This window comes from Sandaracinobacteroides saxicola (assembly GCF_014117445.1).
GTDB lineage: Bacteria > Pseudomonadota > Alphaproteobacteria > Sphingomonadales > Sphingomonadaceae > Sandaracinobacteroides_A > Sandaracinobacteroides_A saxicola.
On record NZ_CP059851.1, the window covers coordinates 2,690,899 to 2,706,471 of the forward strand.

General features: G+C 69.8%; 15 protein-coding genes. 2 read left to right on the plus strand and 13 right to left on the minus strand.

Translation table 11 applies throughout. The features are described 5' to 3' along the window. Positions 1-187: 187 nt before the first annotated feature. On the plus strand, positions 188-1,276 hold the full coding sequence (locus H3309_RS13560; RefSeq protein ID WP_182295208.1) for a tetratricopeptide repeat protein: 1,089 nt from the start codon (positions 188-190) through the stop codon (positions 1,274-1,276). Here the strand turns inward: H3309_RS13560 and pgeF are convergent, their stop codons facing one another. From pgeF to H3309_RS13590, 6 genes are read right to left on the minus strand one after another with little or no spacing between them, the layout of a single operon-like run. Then, on the minus strand, positions 1,277-2,029 hold the full coding sequence (pgeF, locus tag H3309_RS13565; RefSeq protein WP_182295209.1) for a peptidoglycan editing factor PgeF: 753 nt from the start codon (positions 2,027-2,029) through the stop codon (positions 1,277-1,279). Further along, complete coding sequence (locus H3309_RS13570; protein ID WP_243453730.1) at positions 2,026-2,541, minus strand: GNAT family N-acetyltransferase; 516 nt, start codon at positions 2,539-2,541, stop codon at positions 2,026-2,028. The genes pgeF and H3309_RS13570 overlap by 4 nt, the downstream gene beginning before the upstream one ends. After that, on the minus strand, positions 2,538-3,389 hold the full coding sequence (gene purU, locus H3309_RS13575; protein ID WP_182295211.1) for a formyltetrahydrofolate deformylase: 852 nt from the start codon (positions 3,387-3,389) through the stop codon (positions 2,538-2,540). Before purU ends, H3309_RS13570 begins: the two co-directional genes overlap by 4 nt. Further along, positions 3,386-4,564 (minus strand): acetyl-CoA C-acyltransferase, encoded by a 1,179-nt coding sequence (locus H3309_RS13580; protein ID WP_182295212.1) that lies wholly within the window; start codon positions 4,562-4,564, stop codon positions 3,386-3,388. Before H3309_RS13580 ends, purU begins: the two co-directional genes overlap by 4 nt. After that, complete coding sequence (locus H3309_RS17685) at positions 4,557-5,231, minus strand: acyl-CoA dehydrogenase family protein (RefSeq protein WP_182295213.1); 675 nt, start codon at positions 5,229-5,231, stop codon at positions 4,557-4,559. The genes H3309_RS13580 and H3309_RS17685 overlap by 8 nt, the downstream gene beginning before the upstream one ends. Further along, positions 5,228-6,355 (minus strand): acyl-CoA dehydrogenase family protein, encoded by a 1,128-nt coding sequence (locus H3309_RS13590; RefSeq protein WP_243453731.1) that lies wholly within the window; start codon positions 6,353-6,355, stop codon positions 5,228-5,230. The genes H3309_RS17685 and H3309_RS13590 overlap by 4 nt, the downstream gene beginning before the upstream one ends. A 55-nt stretch (positions 6,356-6,410) precedes the next feature. Here H3309_RS13590 and H3309_RS13595 point away from each other — a divergent pair, with 55 nt between their 5' ends. Next, positions 6,411-7,208, plus strand: a complete 798-nt coding sequence (locus H3309_RS13595) for a crotonase/enoyl-CoA hydratase family protein (RefSeq protein ID WP_182295214.1) — start codon at positions 6,411-6,413, stop codon at positions 7,206-7,208. Between the two features lie 69 nt (positions 7,209-7,277). On the opposite strand, the gene ftsZ is transcribed toward H3309_RS13595, so the two are convergent. Genes ftsZ through murG form a run of 7 tightly spaced genes read right to left on the minus strand, consistent with a single transcriptional unit; the run spans position 7,278 to position 15,560 of the window. After that, the gene (ftsZ, locus tag H3309_RS13600) at positions 7,278-8,843 is read right to left on the minus strand and encodes a cell division protein FtsZ (RefSeq protein ID WP_182295215.1); all 1,566 of its coding nucleotides are present in this window, start codon (positions 8,841-8,843) and stop codon (positions 7,278-7,280) included. Positions 8,844-8,858: 15 nt separating this feature from the next. Beyond that, complete coding sequence (ftsA, locus tag H3309_RS13605; protein WP_182295216.1) at positions 8,859-10,184, minus strand: cell division protein FtsA; 1,326 nt, start codon at positions 10,182-10,184, stop codon at positions 8,859-8,861. After that, a complete protein-coding gene (locus H3309_RS13610) occupies positions 10,184-10,999 on the minus strand; it encodes a cell division protein FtsQ/DivIB (RefSeq protein ID WP_182295217.1) in 816 nt (271 codons plus the stop codon). Before H3309_RS13610 ends, ftsA begins: the two co-directional genes overlap by 1 nt. A gap of 43 nt (positions 11,000-11,042) precedes the next feature. Further along, complete coding sequence (locus H3309_RS13615; RefSeq protein ID WP_182295218.1) at positions 11,043-12,008, minus strand: D-alanine--D-alanine ligase; 966 nt, start codon at positions 12,006-12,008, stop codon at positions 11,043-11,045. Continuing rightward, entirely contained in the window at positions 12,005-13,063 is a 1,059-nt protein-coding gene (gene murB, locus H3309_RS13620) for a UDP-N-acetylmuramate dehydrogenase (RefSeq protein ID WP_243453732.1), read from the minus strand. Before murB ends, H3309_RS13615 begins: the two co-directional genes overlap by 4 nt. Further along, positions 13,060-14,472: a UDP-N-acetylmuramate--L-alanine ligase gene (gene murC / locus H3309_RS13625; protein WP_182295219.1), complete on the minus strand. Its 1,413-nt coding sequence runs from the start codon at positions 14,470-14,472 to the stop codon at positions 13,060-13,062. Before murC ends, murB begins: the two co-directional genes overlap by 4 nt. Continuing rightward, the gene (gene murG, locus H3309_RS13630) at positions 14,469-15,560 is read right to left on the minus strand and encodes an undecaprenyldiphospho-muramoylpentapeptide beta-N-acetylglucosaminyltransferase (RefSeq protein ID WP_243453733.1); all 1,092 of its coding nucleotides are present in this window, start codon (positions 15,558-15,560) and stop codon (positions 14,469-14,471) included. Before murG ends, murC begins: the two co-directional genes overlap by 4 nt. Between the last annotated feature and the right edge of the window lie 13 nt (positions 15,561-15,573).

Here is a 15,573-nt window from a genome sequence, read left to right on the forward strand (position 1 = left end):
ATGCTTTTCTTGCTGCCGGGCTTAGGCGTGCATCCCCGGAGACGCAAGATTCTGCCACTTCCAAAGCCCGGAACGATTCGATAAGGCGCAAGGCAACTGCCCATGGGAGGGACAGCGCGGTTCAGCCACCAGCCAGCCTGGATCGGCCATATCCCCGCCATCGCACCCACAAAAGCAAAGGAAGACCATGCGCCTCGTTTCCGGTTTCGCCCCCGCTGCACTGATCGCCGCCCTGCTCCTCGCCACGCCCACGGTGGTCGCCGCCGAAGCCCTGCCGGCCGCCGTCGGCAAGCCGCTGGAAGCCGCGCGCAAGGCCGCGACCGCCGGCAACATCGGTGCCGCCACCGCCTCGATCAACCAGGCGCGCAGTGCCGCCAACTCGCCGAACGAGCGGCGCAAGGTCGCCGAGATGGCCGCCTTCGTCTACACCCGCGGCGGCCAGTTCGGCAAAGCCGCGGCCGAGCTGGAAAGCATCGGCGCACCCGCCAGCCAGCTCGCCCCGCTCTATTATCAGGCACGGGACTATTCCAAGGCGATCGAGGCGGGCCGCCGCTCCGGCCAGATGACCATCGTCGGCCAGTCGCTGCTGCAACTCGGCCGCGCCAAGGAGGCCGTCGGCGTCTATCAGCAGCTCGTCCGCTCCAATCCGAACAACATCGGCTTCCTCACCAACCTCGCCGGCGCGCAGGCGAAATCGGGGGACAAGGCCGGCTATATCGCCACCACCACCCGCATCGTCCGGCTCGACCCGTCGCCCGCCAGCTGGCGGCGGCTGCTCGTGGACATGAAGGGCAGCAACCTGCCGCGTGAAGGCAAGCTCGGCCTCTATCACCTGATGCTGGCAACCGACACGCTGACCAATGCCGACGACATCCAGGAATTCGCCAAGACCGCCATCGTCGCCGGTCAGGCGGGCGTGGCGGCGGACGTCGCCAAGAAACTCCCCGCCACCGATCCGATGGGGCCGCGCCTGGCACAGGCCGCCGCGCAGCGTGCCGCGCCCGCGCTGGCTGCCGCCCCGGCGCAGGCACGCAATCCCGCCACCGCGATGCAGGCCGGTGGTGCCTTCCTGGGGGCGGGGCAATATCCCGCCGCCATCGCCGCCTTCAACACCGCCAAGACCGGGCCCGACCCGGCGGCGGCCCAACTGTTCGTCGGCATCGCGCAGGTCCGGGCCGGTCAGGCCGCGGCTGCCCGCACCACCTTCAACGGTGTTCCCGCCGGCCAGTTGAAAGACCTCGCCAACCTCTGGGCGCTTTACGCCTCGACCAAATAATCACAATCCGATCAGGCTGATCTGCCGCCCATAATCCGGTTCACCCCGGTGCGTGGTGCGGCGGAAGCTGAAGAAGCGCGCCGCGTCGGCGTAGGTATCCACGCCCAGACAACCGATGCGCGCCACCCCCGCCGCCGCCAGTCGCGCCGCGCAATAGCCTTCCAGGTCGAACATCAGATGTCCGGGCCGGCCGCCGTGGAAAAAACGTGCGTCCGCCGGATCGCCGGCCAGAAACGGCGTGGCAAACGCCTCGCCCACTTCGTAGCTCCCCCGTGCGATACACGGCCCGATCACGGCCGAAATGCGGTCCCGCCGCGCCCCCAGGGCCTCCATTGCCCCCACGGTATTTTCCAGCACGCCGCCCAGCGCGCCCTTCCAGCCGGCGTGCGCCGCGCCCACCACGCCCGCCTCAGGCTCGGCGAACAGCACCGGGGCGCAGTCCGCGGTCAGGATCCCCAGCAGCAGGCCTCGTGTCGCGCTCACCACCCCATCGGCATGCGGCCGCGCCGCGTCGCCCCAGGCATCCGCCTCGACCACAGTGGCGCTGTGCACCTGGTGCAGCGTCACCAGCCGCGCCCCCGGCGCCACCGCGGCCACGCCCCGCGCCCGGTTTTCCCGCACGGCCGGGGCCTCGTCGGACGATCCCAGCCCCATGTTCAGGCTGGCGAAGATCCCGGCCGAAACGCCGCCCGTCCGCCCCAGGAAGCCATGGCGCACGCCCGCCAGCAGCGGGCTCTCAAGCCGCGTGATCATGCCAGCCTCAGCCGCATGATGCGGTCATCGTCGATGGTGCCGCCCACGACGAAGGCATAGCGCCCGACCTCGACGAACCCATAGCGCTCATAGAATCGCCGGGCGCGGTGATTGTCGATCCACACCGTCAGGTAAATGTCCTCCATCCCCCGGCGCGCCGCCTCGGCGAGCGCCCATTCCATCAACCCCGCTGCCACCCCGAGCCCCTTCGCGGCCTCATCGACATAAAGCTGCCGCAGCTCGATCGCCCGCCGGCCTGCCCGGTCGATCGGCAGCGCCGTCGGCCCCAGCTTGACGAAGCCGATGAGCGCGTCCCCCTCGAACGCCAGACGAAAACCATGATCTGCATCCGCCAGTTCGCCCGCGAACGCGGCCCCATCGCATCCCGCCAGAAAGCCTGCCAGATCTTCGGGCGGATAGAGGTGCCCGAAAGTCGCGGTGAAGCTTCGGGCGAACAGCGCCGCCACCTCCGCCGCATCGGCCACGCCGCCATCGCGATCGTGCCGGCTCACCGGAACACCACCGTCTTGCTGCCGTCCATCAGCACGCGGTTCTCCGCATGCCATTTCACGGCCCGCGCCAGCACCAGCGTCTCCAGGTCACGGCCCAGCGCCGCCAGCGTGTCCGCACTCATGCCATGATCCACCCGCGCCACCTCCTGTTCGATGATCGGCCCTTCGTCCAGGTCCGTCGTCACATAATGCGCGGTCGCCCCGATCAGCTTCACGCCGCGCGCATGCGCCTGGTGGTATGGCCTGGCGCCCTTGAAACTGGGCAGGAAACTGTGATGGATGTTGATGATCCGCCCCGGCATCGCCGCGCAGAATTCACCGGACAACACCTGCATGTAGCGCGCCAGCACGATGCCGGCAGCACCGCTGTCCTGGTGGATGGCCCGCAGCCGCGCTTCGGCCTCGGGCTTGTTGCCGGGGCCGACCGGCACGTGGTGAAACGGCACGCCATGGGTCGCCGCCAACCCCGCCATGTCCTGATGGTTGGACACGATCGCCACCACGGTCACCGGCAGGGCGCCGATGGACACACGGAACAGCAGGTCGTTCAGGCAATGCCCCGCCCGGCTCGCCATGATCAGCAGCGGCAGCTTCGCCGCGCAATCATGAATACCCCATTCCATGCCGAACCGGGCCGCCACGCCGGCAAAGGCGCGGCGCAGGCCCGTCAGCCCGCGTGCCGCCTCGTCGGCGAAGCTCACCCGCATGAAGAAACGCTGCGTCTCGGCGTTGCCGAACTGCGCGCTGTCGATGATGTTGCACAGCGCCTCGCTCAGGAACCCGGCCACCGCGGCCACGATGCCGCGCCGGTCGGGGCAGGACAGGGTCAAGACGAATTGCTCGCTCATGGCAGCTCGAACAGCCCCGCTGCCCCCATCCCGCCGCCGACGCACATCGTCACCACCACCCGCTTCGCGCCCCGCCGCCGGCCCTCGATCAGGGCATGGCCCACCAGCCGGCTGCCGCTCATGCCGAACGGATGGCCGATGGCGATGGCGCCGCCATCCACGTTCAGCCGCTCATCCGGAATGCCCAGCCGGTCGCGGCAGTAAATTACCTGCACCGCGAACGCCTCGTTCAGCTCCCACAGGTCGATGTCGTCAACCGTCAACCCATCCTTTGCCAGCAGCTTCGGCACCGCGAACACCGGGCCGATCCCCATCTCATCCGGCTCGCAGCCGGCGACCGCGAAGCCACGAAACACGCCCAGCGGCGCCAAGCCCCGCCGCGCCGCCTCAGCGCTGCTCATCACCACGCAGACGCTGGCGCCATCGCTCAGCTGGCTGGCATTGCCCGCCGTTACCGTTCCGCCCTCCTTCACCGGCTTCAGCCCGGCGATGCCCGCCAGCGTCGTCTCCGGCCGCATGCCCTCGTCGCGATCGAGGGTCAGCGCCACCTCGCCTGTCACCGTGCCATCGCGCTCCCGCAGCTTTTTCGTGACCGTGATCGGCACGATCTCGTCCGCCAGCCGACCTTCCGCGAACGCCGCGCTCACGCGCGCCTGGCTCGCCGCGCCATAGGCGTCCTGCGCCTCCCGCCCGATGCCATAGCGGGCACTGACGATCTCCGCGGTATCGATCATCGGCAGCATCAGCGCCTGCCGCCGCGCCTGCACCCAGGGGGAATGATAATGCGCCAGATTCTTGTTCGGCAGCACCAGGCTGACGCTGTCCAGCCCGCCGGCGACATAGATGCCGTCCTCCCCGGCCCTGATCCTTTGCGCCGCCAGCGCGATGGTCTGAAGGCCGCTCGCGCATTTCCGGTCCACCGTCATCCCCGGCACCGCCGCCGGCAGTCCCGCCTGCAACGCGCTCACGCGGGCGATATTGTTCCCCGTCGCGCCCTCCGGATGCGCGCTCCCCAGCAGCACATCGGCGACCTCCTCGCCCGCCACGCCTGCCCGCGCCAGCGCCGCGCGGATGACATGCGCCGCCAGCTCGGCGCCATGCGTGTCGGTGAAGGCACCGCGATGCGCCTTGCCGATCGGCGTGCGCGCCGTCGAGACGATCACCGCCTCAGCCATGTTCCATGCTCCTGTCGCTGCGCGCCGTCATATCCGCCCACCAATCCCCCGTCACCATCGCACCCACTCGCGCCGCCCAATCCGCATCGCTGCCGCCCGTCCGCCGCCAGCGATTGAGGTCGACGCTATGCCGGTGCAGCGGATAGTCGGCGGTAAACCCGATCGCGCCGTGCAGCTGGTGCGCCACCGCCGTACCACGCGGCACCGCCTGCCCGGCCCACAATCGCGCCGCCGCCACCTCGAACGCCGCATCCTGTCCGCTGTCGATCACCGCCGCCGCGCCGTGCGCGGCCGCCGCCACCGCCGCCACTTCGCAGGCAAAGTCCGCAAGCGCCTGCTGCACCGCCTGCTGCTTCGCCAGCGCTTTGCCAAACTGCACCCGCGCCGACACATGTGCCAGCGTCAGCGCCAATGCCGCCTCCAGCCCGCCAGCGATCAGCGCCGCCAGCGCCAACGGGCGCACATGCTCCGGCACGCCTGCCAGCAGCGCCGCCTCCACCGCCTCGCCCACCGCCGCGCGTCCGGCCTCGATGAACAGCGCCACCAACTCGCCATGACTGCCGCCGTCGGCCAGCAGCCGCGCGAACCCGCTCGCCTCCAGCGCGCCGGCGTCTGGCGCGCGAGCGAACAGCCGCGTCGCCGCCTCGCGTACCAGCGCCGCGCTCATCGCAGGCCCAGGCCGCGGGCGATCATGCCACGCATGATCTCCGTCGTCCCGCCGCGCAGGCTGAAACTCGGGCTCGCCAGCAACAGCGCGTCCAGCAGCGGCCGCAACTCGGCGTCGCGGTCCAGCACCGCATCGGGCAATCCCGCCACGATCTGCGGCAGGGCCTGTTCAAAAGCATTGCCCAGCACCTTCACAACCGCCGCTTCCACCGCTGGGTCCTGGCCGGCCGCCAGCTTCGCCGCGCAGCCCCAGCTCAGCTGCCGCAATGTCCACAGCGCCGCCGCCAGGCTTCCCAGCAGCGGCTGCAACGCCGGGACGCCCTGCGCCACCCGCGCCAGCGCCACGAGCAAGGCATGCGCCGACAGGTATCGTTCCGGCCCCGAACGCTCCAGCGCCAGTTCCGCCGTCACCTGCCCCCAGCCCTCGCCCTCCACCCCCAGCAAGGCATCGTCACCCAGCCGAACCTCGTCGAAGAAGACCTCGTTGAAGTCGCTCGCCCCCGTCATGTCGCGGATCGGCACTACCCGGATGCCGGGCGTATCCATCGGCACCAGGAACTGGCTCAGCCCGGCCTGCCGCTCGCTGCCCCCGCCCGTCCGGAACAGCCCCACCATCACATGCGCGATGCCGGCATTGCTGGTCCAGAGTTTCTGCCCGCTCAGCAGCCAGCCGCCGTCCACCTTCGTGGCGCGGCTGCGCACCGCCGCCAGATCGCTGCCCGCGCCCGGCTCCGACAGGCCGATGCAGGCAAAAACCTCGCCCCGCACCATTCCCGGCAGCCAGCGTTCCCGTTGCGCCGGCGTGCCATATCGCAACAACAGCGGCCCGGTCTGCCGGTCTGTGATCCAATGCGCCCCCACCGGCGCGCCGGCGGCCAGCAGCTCTTCCAGCACGATCAGCCGCGCCATCGCGCTCCGCCCCTGTCCACCATATGTGCGCGGCCAGGTCATGCCGATGAACCCGGCCGCCCCCAGTTCGCGGCTGAAATCCGGATCCGCCTGCGCCCAGTTGTTCACCCGCCGCGCCGCGGACCAGGTCCGCCCTGCCAGAAACGACCGGATCGCCCCGCGCATGGCGATGTCATCGGGGCCCAGCGTCGGCGGTTCAAAGGAAAAGGCCTGCACGGCGCAAAGCCTATCACCCACTTCACCGCGCGCAACCTTCGTGCCACAAACCCCCATGGCTTTTGTCACCACCACCGTTCACGGCCGCATTGCACGCCTCACCCTGTCCGCGCCGGACAGCCTCAACGCCATCGGCACCTTGCAGGACTGCGACGACTTCGTTGCCGCCATCACCGCACTCGACGATCCCGGCATCTCGGTCGCCATCCTGACCGGCGAAGGCCGTGCCTTCTCGACGGGCGGCAATCTGAAGGCGATGCACGGCAAGACCGGCATCGGCCCCGGCGACCAGCCGGCCACCACGCGCGACACCTATCGCCGGGGCGTGCAGCGCATCAGCCGCGCGCTCGCCGAGACCGAAGTGCCGCTGATCGCCGCCATCAACGGCCACGCCATCGGCCTGGGCCTCGACATCGCCTGCCTGTGCGACATCCGCCTCGCCGCCAGCACCGCGCGCATGGCCGCCAGCTTCATCAAGGTCGGCCTTGTTCCGGGCGATGGCGGCGCCTGGGCGCTCTCCCGCGTCGTCGGCCATTCCAAAGCCGCCGAGCTTTTCCTGACCGGCGACCCGTTCGACGCCGCGGAGGCGCTGCGTATCGGCCTTGTCAGCCGTGTCACCCCGCCCGAAACGCTGCTCGACGAAGCGATGGCGCTGGCCGGACGCATTGCCGCCAATCCGCCCCGCGCGCTTCGCCTCACCAAACGCCTGCTGCGCGAAGCCCAGAACCAGCGCCTGGGCGACATCCTCGAACTTTCGGCCGCCTATCAGGCGCTCGCCCATGAAACCGCTGACCATGCCGAAGCGGTCGCCGCCTTCCTGGAAAAACGCAGCGCCAGCTTCAGCGGAAACTGACCGCGGGGTCGGCCGGCGGACGTCCGCCGGCAATCCCCGCGATCACGGCGCCAGTGGGCTCCAAGGGGATCAACCGTTGCGCTGCGCCCGGAAGAAGGGGGGAATCGCCGTCGCATCTTCCCGCGTCGTCTCCTGCTCCGGCGCCAGCGTGGCGACCGGTTCGGGCTCCGCGCGAGGTTTGCGGTGCATGTTCATCATCCGCTCGAACAGGGTCAACGGGCGCGGCTCCTCGACATGAACGGGTTCTGCCGGTGCTGCGGCGACGGGTTCGGTCAGCGGCAGTTCGACGACCACGGGTGCCCGCGCAGGGGCTTCCATGACCGGTTCGTCCAGCTGGTCATCAAGGTCGAGGATGTCATCTTCGGGGGCCGCGCTGGCGGCAGGCGCCAGGTCCGGCATCGGTCGTGGCGCCGGCGTGGCGGGCATGCCGGGGAAGGGGGTGCCGGCATCGGCGAACATCGGGGCAGGGATGGGGAGACCGCCACCGGGGCCGCCGTTCGGCCCCATCGGCGGGGTCGGCGGCGGGGTGAAATGACCGCCGGGCGGCGTGGCACCGGGAGGAGGCGGCATGATGCCGTGGCTGATCGCGCTGTTGGTGGCCGGCGCGCGGGCGGCGGCGGTGACGCCGGGCGTGGCGAGTCCGGCCTGGGCAACGCCGGGCAGTGTCATCTGGTTGTCGATGCCGGTGGCAACGACGCTGACACGCATGCGCCCTTCCAGTGCGGCATTGAAGCCGCTGCCGACGATGATGTTGGCGTCGGCGTCGACCATCTCGCGGATATGCTGCGCCGCCTCCTCCACTTCCATCAGGCCGAGGTCGTCGCCGCCGGTGATGTTGATGATCACCGCCTTGGCGCCGCGCAGCGACACTTCATCGAGCAGCGGGTTGCTGATGGCTTTTTCCGCGGCTTCGATGGCGCGGCGTTCGCCCTGCGCTTCGCCGGTGCCCATCATCGCCTTGCCCATTTCGGACATGACGGTGCGGACGTCGGCGAAGTCGAGGTTGATGAGGCCGGGCAGGATCATCAGGTCGGTGATGCTGCTGACACCCTGGCTCAGCACATCGTCGGCCATGGCGAAGGCGGCCTTGATGCTGGTCTGGGCGTTGGCGATCAGGAACAGGTTCTGGTTGGGAATGACGATCAGCGTATCGACGTGGCGTTGCAGCTCGGCGATGCCGGCCTCGGCGGCGCGCATGCGTTTCTGGCCTTCGAAGCTGAACGGCTTGGTGACGACGCCGACGGTCAGGATGCCCTTTTCGCGCGCGGCGCGGGCGACCACGGGGGCGGCGCCGGTGCCGGTGCCGCCGCCCATGCCGGCGGTGATGAACAGCATGTGGCTGCCCTCGATCGCGGCATCCAGCGCATCCATCGCTTCTTCGGCCGCCGCCGCGCCGATTTCCGGGCGGGCGCCGGCGCCCAGGCCTTGCGTGATCTTCGGCCCAAGCTGGATGCGGTTGCCGGCGGGCGAGGCAGCGAGGCTTTGCGCGTCGGTGTTGGCGACGATGAAATCAACGCCTTCCAGGCCGGCGCTGATCATGTTGGCGACGGCGTTGCCGCCGGCGCCACCGACACCGATGACGCTGATGCGGGGTTTCAGCTCGATGAGGCTGGGCGGCAGGAAATCAAAGGCCATGGGTGGTCTCCCTCTTCAAATCTGGGTCTTCAGTTGCTGGAACAGCCGCGCGAAGCGGCCGGGCTGGGTTTCGGGGCCGCGGGCGGCTCTGCTGCTGGCCCGGGGCGGCGTACGGGCAAGGTCGATACGGCTGGTGGCGCCGTAGTGGATGAGGCCGACGAGCGCGGCGAAGGCGGCGCCCGATTGCGCCTCGGGCAGGCCGATCAGGCCGCGTGGCCGGCCGAGCCGCACGTTGCGGGCAAGTGCCCCCTGCGCGAAATCGGCAACGCCGCGCAGTTCGGCGCCGCCGCCCGTCAGCACCACCTGGCGCCCGGCGCTGCCATGGAAGCCCATTTCGCCGAGCGCCTGGGCGACCTCGCGGAACAGCAGGTCGGCGCGGGAGCGGATGACGGCGATCAGTTCAGCCTTGGCGACACGGCGGGATTCCCCGCTGTCGTCGGTTTCCAGCGGCGGGATTTCGATCATCTCGTGATTGTCGCGCGGCGAGGCGGTGGCGGCGCCGTGCAGTGTTTTCAGCCGTTCCGCGGCACTGCGCGCGCAGGCGAAATTGGTGGCGATGTCGGCGGTGATGTCGGCGGCGCCCATCGGGATGGCGGCAAGCCCCAGCAGCATGCCGCCGCCATGGACGGCAACGGTGGTGACGCCCGCGCCGATCTCGACCACCGCGACGCCGAGCTCGCGCTCTTCCTGGCCCAGGATCGACAGGCTGCTGGCGACGCCGGCGGCGACGATGCTTTCGACGTTGAGGTGGGCGTTGCGCACGGCCAGGTCGAGGTTGCGGCAGGGCGGCGTGTCGGCGGTGATGACATGGATGTCCACCGCCAGCCGGTTGGCATGGAAGCCGCGCGGATTGGTGACACCGTCGACCCCATCGATGGTGTAGAGGGTTGGTTCGGCGTGCAGGATGGTCCGGCCCTTCAGCCGGTCGTTCGCTTCGATGCGGGCGCGGCCGGCGGCGAGCAGCGTGGCGACGTCGGCATCCTCGATGCGGTGGCCGGCGATGTCGATCTCCACCGGGGCGACATCGCTGTCGAGGCCGCCGGCCGACAGGTTGACGAGGACGCTTTCGATTTCCAGCCCGGCGGCGCGTTCGGCTTGGTCCATGGCGGCGCGGACCGCCGTTTCGGTGCGCGCCATGTCGGCGACCAGGCCGCGACGCAGGCCGTTGCAGGCGCGGACTCCAGCGCCGATGACGCGGGGCGGGTTCTCGCCGTCGGCGATGGCGATGAGGGCGGCGACCTTGGAGGTGCCGACATCGAGCGCGGCGACGAGACGCTCGCCGCGCGGCTTCAACAGGTTGCCCGGATTGAGTTTCGCAGGCGAAAGCGCGGCCACGGCCATCAGATGGTCACTCCTGGAGGCATGGGTTTGGGCCGCGCGTCGGCGGCGACGCGCACCACCATCTTGTCCGGCAGGCGCAGGTCGAAGCGAAGGAAGCCGCGGCCGGTGAGCGGCGTGCGACGGTCGAGCTCGGCGAATTTGCGCAGCGCAACACTGGCGGCGGGTCCTTCGGGAAGCGCCAGTGTCTCACCGGTTTTCAGGCGGACATCCCAGCGGCGGTCACCAACGAAGGTGGCACTGTCCAAGCCGGCGGCGACACGGGGTTGGGTGGCGAGCATCGCCAGGAGCGCGTGGGCATGGTCGTTGGCGGTGGCGCCGATGACGATGGGGAGCGCGCCGAAGGCGGTGAGGTCGTCGCTGGGCAGCGGTTGGCCATTGCGATCGATCAGGGTGAGGCGCTGGCGATATTGCCAGAGCGCGATCGGGCGCTTTTCGGTCACGCGGATGACCAGGGTGTCCGGCCAGCGGCGGGCGACACTGGCGTCGGCGACCCACGGGAGCGACTTGACCCGGTTGCGGATGCCGTCGAGGTCGACGAGCAACATGGAGTCAGTGGCGCCGGTCAGCGTCTCCCGATAGATTGACAGGCGAGGCTGGTTGACCTGGCCAAGAATCTGCACCTGGCGGACAGCGAAGCCGTTGCCGGCGGCAAAGGTCGCGGTGGTGAACAGCGCGCGTTGCGGCAGGCCGGCGGCGAACAGGGCGATCGTGCCGGCAACAAGGCCGAGGCTGAGGCTGCCCCAGCCGAGCAACCGGCGGAGGCGGGCGGGGGCCATCGGCACGCGGACAGGAGCGGCGGCGGGTTTGCCGCGCACCGGGGGAGTGGGCCGCGTGGTCTTGCCGGACTTTCTTGACGGCTTACGGCCGAACATGGGCGGCCTCCAGAGCGTCATCGAGAAGAAGCTGGACGAGGGTGGGATAGTCGATGCCCAGCGCCTTGGCCTGTTCGGGAACGAGGCTGAGCGGGGTCATGCCGGGCTGGGTGTTGATCTCGATGAAGTAAAGCCCGGCGTCGTCCCGGCTTTCGTCCCAGCGATAGTCGGAGCGGGAGACACCGCGGCAACCGAGCACGCGGTGGGCCGTCAGTGACATTTCGCAGGCGGCGGCGGCAATGGACGCGGGGATGTCGGCGGGGCAGATGTGGATGGTGAGGCCGTCGGTATATTTGGCGTCATAGTCGTAGAAGCCGGAGACCGGCCGCAGTTCGGTGACGCAGAGCGCACGGGCCTTTTCGCCACTGCCCAGCACGGTGACGGTAAGTTCGCGGCCCGCGATGTAGGTTTCAGCGAGCAGGGTGGCATAATGCTGCCACGGACCGGCGACGTCGCGGCCGATGGGGCTGCCGTGGTTGCTGTGGTCGGTGACGATGGCGACGCCGACGCTGCTGCCCTCGTTGAAGGGTTTCAGCACATAGGGGCGGGGCAGCGGATCGGCGTGGTGCAGGCCGGCGCTTTCGATGATGCGCCCCGCAGGAGCCCGGACGCCGTGAGGCGCGAGCACGGCCTTGGTCAGCTGCTTGTCGATGGCGATGGCGGAAGCGGTGACGCCGCTGTGGGTGTAGGGGATGCGGAGCAGGTCGAGCAGGCCCTGGACGACGCCGTCCTCGCCCGGCGTGCCGTGGAGGGCGTTGAAGATTACGTCCGGCGTCGTGGCGGTAAGGCGGGCAGCCAGCGTGGTGCCATCGGCGGGGGTTTCGCCCATGTCGAGCGGGGTGACATGGTGGCCCAGCGTTTGGCAGGCGGCAATGATGCCTTGGGCGGAGACGAGGCTGACCGCGCGCTCGGCGCCCCAGCCGCCCATCAGGATGGTAACGCGGAGGGTCATGGGGTGTCGCCTTCAGAGCGTGCGAGCGACCCACCCCCGCTCGGCTGCGCCGGGTCGCCCCTCCCTTGTACGCTTCGCGTCAGGGAGGGGAGACCCACGCGCTGGATTTCCCACTCAAGGGTGACGCCGCTGTGGGCGGCGACGCGGTCGCGAACGATGTCGCCGAGCGTTTCGATCTGCGCGCTGGTGGCACCGCCGGTGTTCAGCAGGAAATTGGTGTGTTTTTCGCTGACCTGCGCGCCGCCGAGGCGAAGCCCGCGGCAGCCGGCGGCGTCGATCAGCGCCCAGGCTTTGTCGCCGGGGGGATTCTTGAAAGTGCTGCCGCCGGTGCGGCTGCGCAGCGGCTGGCTGGCTTCGCGTTCGGCAGCGATGCGGTCCATCTCGGCGGCAATCGTCTCCCGATTGCCGGGCCGGCCGCGCAGCAGGGCTTCGACGACGACATGGCCGACGGGAAGCGCGCTGTGGCGATAGCTGTAGGCGAGTTTCGCAGCCGGCCAGGTTTCGATGCGGCCGTCCCGGGTGACGACACGGGCCTCGACCAGGATGTCGGCCATGTCGCGGCCATAGGCGCCGGCATTCATGCGCACCGCGCCGCCGATGGTACCGGGGATGCCGCGCAGGAATTCGAGACCGGAAAGTGCGGCGTCGCGCGCGGCGCTGGCGACGGTGATGCCCATGGCGGCGGCACCGGCGCGGATCAGATTGCCTTCGATGGCGACCCGCGCGAAGGCTTTGGGCAGGCGGATGGTGAGACCGGGGACGCCGCCATCGCGCACGATCAGGTTGGAGCCGACGCCGACGGGGAAGACCGGCGTTTCGGCAGGGACGGCGGCGAGAGTCTGGGCGAGATCGGCCTCGTCATGCGGTTTCAGCAGCCATTCGGCCGGACCGCCGGTGCGAAACCAGATGAAATCGGCGAGGGAGGCGTTCGGGGTAAGGAGGCCGCGCGGGGTGATGGGGAGGGACGTGCTTGCAGGCGAGGGGGAGACACCCCCTCCGCTCGCCTGCTGCGAGTCGCTCCCCCTTGCAGGGGAAGAGCTGATGGCCGCCATCATGCGCGCAGCCTTTCGAGCGCGGAGGCGAGGTTCGCGGCCCATTTGGTGATGTCGCCGGCGCCCAGGCAGATGACCATGTCGTCCGCATTGGCAAGGCCGGCGACCAGTTTCTGCATGTCGGCTTCGCTGGCCGCGGTCAGCACCTGGCGGTGGCCGGAGCGTTTGAGGGCAGCGGCGAGATGCTCGCTGTCGATGCCCTCGATCGGGGCCTCGCCGGCGGGATAGACAGGGGTGAGGATGACGGTGTCGGCGTCGTTGAAGGCGGCGCGCCATTCCTCGAACAAATCGCGGAGCCGGGTGAAACGGTGTGGCTGCACGACCGCGATCACCCGCGCGGCCGCGCCTTCGCGGGCAGCGGCAAGGACCGCCTTCACCTCGACCGGGTGGTGGCCATAGTCATCGATGATGGTGATGCCCTGAACCTCGCCGACCTTGGTGAAACGCCGCTTGACGCCGCCGAAGCGCGCGAAACCCTGCCGGATCGCTTCCGCGCCAATCCCGAGCTGGTGCGCGGCGGCGATGGCGGAGAGCGCGTTCGAGACATTGTGCCGGCCCGGCATCGGCAGTTCCAGGCCGGTGATGCGGGTCTCCTCCTGCCCGGGCAGCCGGATGGTGACGTCGAAGCGGTTGCCGCCGGGGATGGGCGTGACATTGTCGCCGCGCACGTCGGCCTGGCCGGCGAAACCATAGGTGATGACGCGGCGGTCGGCGACCTTGGGCAGCATCGCCTGCACTTCGGCGTGGTCCAGGCAGAGGATGGCGGCGCCGTAGAAGGGGACTTTTTCCACGAACCGGACGAACGCGGCCTTGGCCTTCTCGAAGTCGCCATAATGGTCGAGATGTTCGGGATCGATGTTGGTGACGATGGCGAGCGTGGGGGGCAGCCGCAGGAAGCTGCCGTCGCTTTCGTCCGCCTCCACCACCATCCAGTCGCCGGCACCCAGCCGGGCGTTGCTGCCATAGCTGTTGATGATGCCGCCATTGATGACGGTCGGATCGAGGCCGCCGGCGTCGAGCAAGGCGGCGACCATCGAGGTGGTGGTGGTCTTGCCATGGGTGCCGGCGACGCAGACGGTCTGTTTCAGCCGCATCAGCTCGGCGAGCATCTCGGCACGGCGGACGACGGGGATGCGGCGTTCATAGGCCGCCTCGATCTCGGGATTGCCGCGCTTGATCGCGGTGGAGACGACGCAGACGGCGGCATCGCCGAGGTTGGCGGCGTCCTGGCCGATGAAGATGGTGATGCCCTTGTCCCGCAGGCCCTGGACGACATAACCCTCCGCCGCGTCGCTGCCCTGCACGCGGTAGCCGAGGTTGGCCATGACCTCGGCGATGCCGGACATGCCGATGCCGCCGATGCCGATGAAGTGGATGGGGCCGATGTCCTTGGTGAAGGTGGAGGCGGTCATGCGATCAGCCCTTCGACAAGATCGGCCAGGCGGCACGCGGCGTCCGGGTGGCCGGTGGACTTGGCGGCAGCGGCGGCGTGGGCGAGGCCGGCGGAATCACGCATGAAACCGGTGACGGCGCCGGCGACGGTGGTGGCGGTGAACTCGGCTTCGCGCAGCATGATGCCGCCGCCGGCGCTCACGAATTCGCGGGCGTTGGCGGCCTGGTGATCATCGGTCGCGGCGGCGAAGGGAACGAGGATGGCGGGGCGGCCGATCACCGACAGCTCGGCCATGGTGGAGGCGCCGGAGCGGGCGATGACAAGATGGGCGGCGGCGATGCGGGCGGGAAGATCCTCCATATAGGTGAGGCATTCGGCTTCGATCCCGGCGGCCTTGTACACCGTTGCAACCTCGCTCAGATCCTCGGGCCGGCATTGCTGGGCGATGCGCAGGCGTGACTTGTCGGCGGGGGCGAGCGTGGCGAGCGCCGCGGGCAGGATGCGGGACAGGATGCTGGCGCCCTGGCTGCCGCCGGTGACGAGAAGGTGGAAGGGTTCGTTCGGCGCGGGGGCGGTGAAGGGCGCGGCGGCGCCGGCGAGGACATCGGCGCGCACGGGGTTGCCGGTCGTGATGGCGCGGGCGGCGTCGGTAGGGCGCAGGCGGGCGGTGTCGGCATAGCTGAGCGCGATGGTGCCGACACGGGACGCGAGGAAGCGGTTGACGCGGCCGAGCACGGCATTCTGTTCATGCAGGATGGCGGGCAGTCGGGCGGCGAGGCCGGCGAGCAAGGCCGGCAGCGCGGGGTAGCCGCCGAAGCCGACGACGGCACGGGCCTGGGTGGTGGCGATGATGGCGCGGGCCGCGGCGCGGCCCTTGCGGATCGTGTTCAACGCCGACAGCCACCGCAGCGGGTTGAGGCCGCTGATGGTGGCGGCCGGGATGACGTGCCGGTCGACACCGGCGAACAGGCCGGGAAAGCGGAGCCCGCGCGCGTCGGTCAGCAGGGTGATGTGGTGGCCACGTTGGCGCAGCACTTCACTGAGCGCATGCGCCGGGACCATATGACCGCCCGTGCCGCCGGCGGCGAGGATGATCGCCGCGGTCACCGGGGCCATCCTT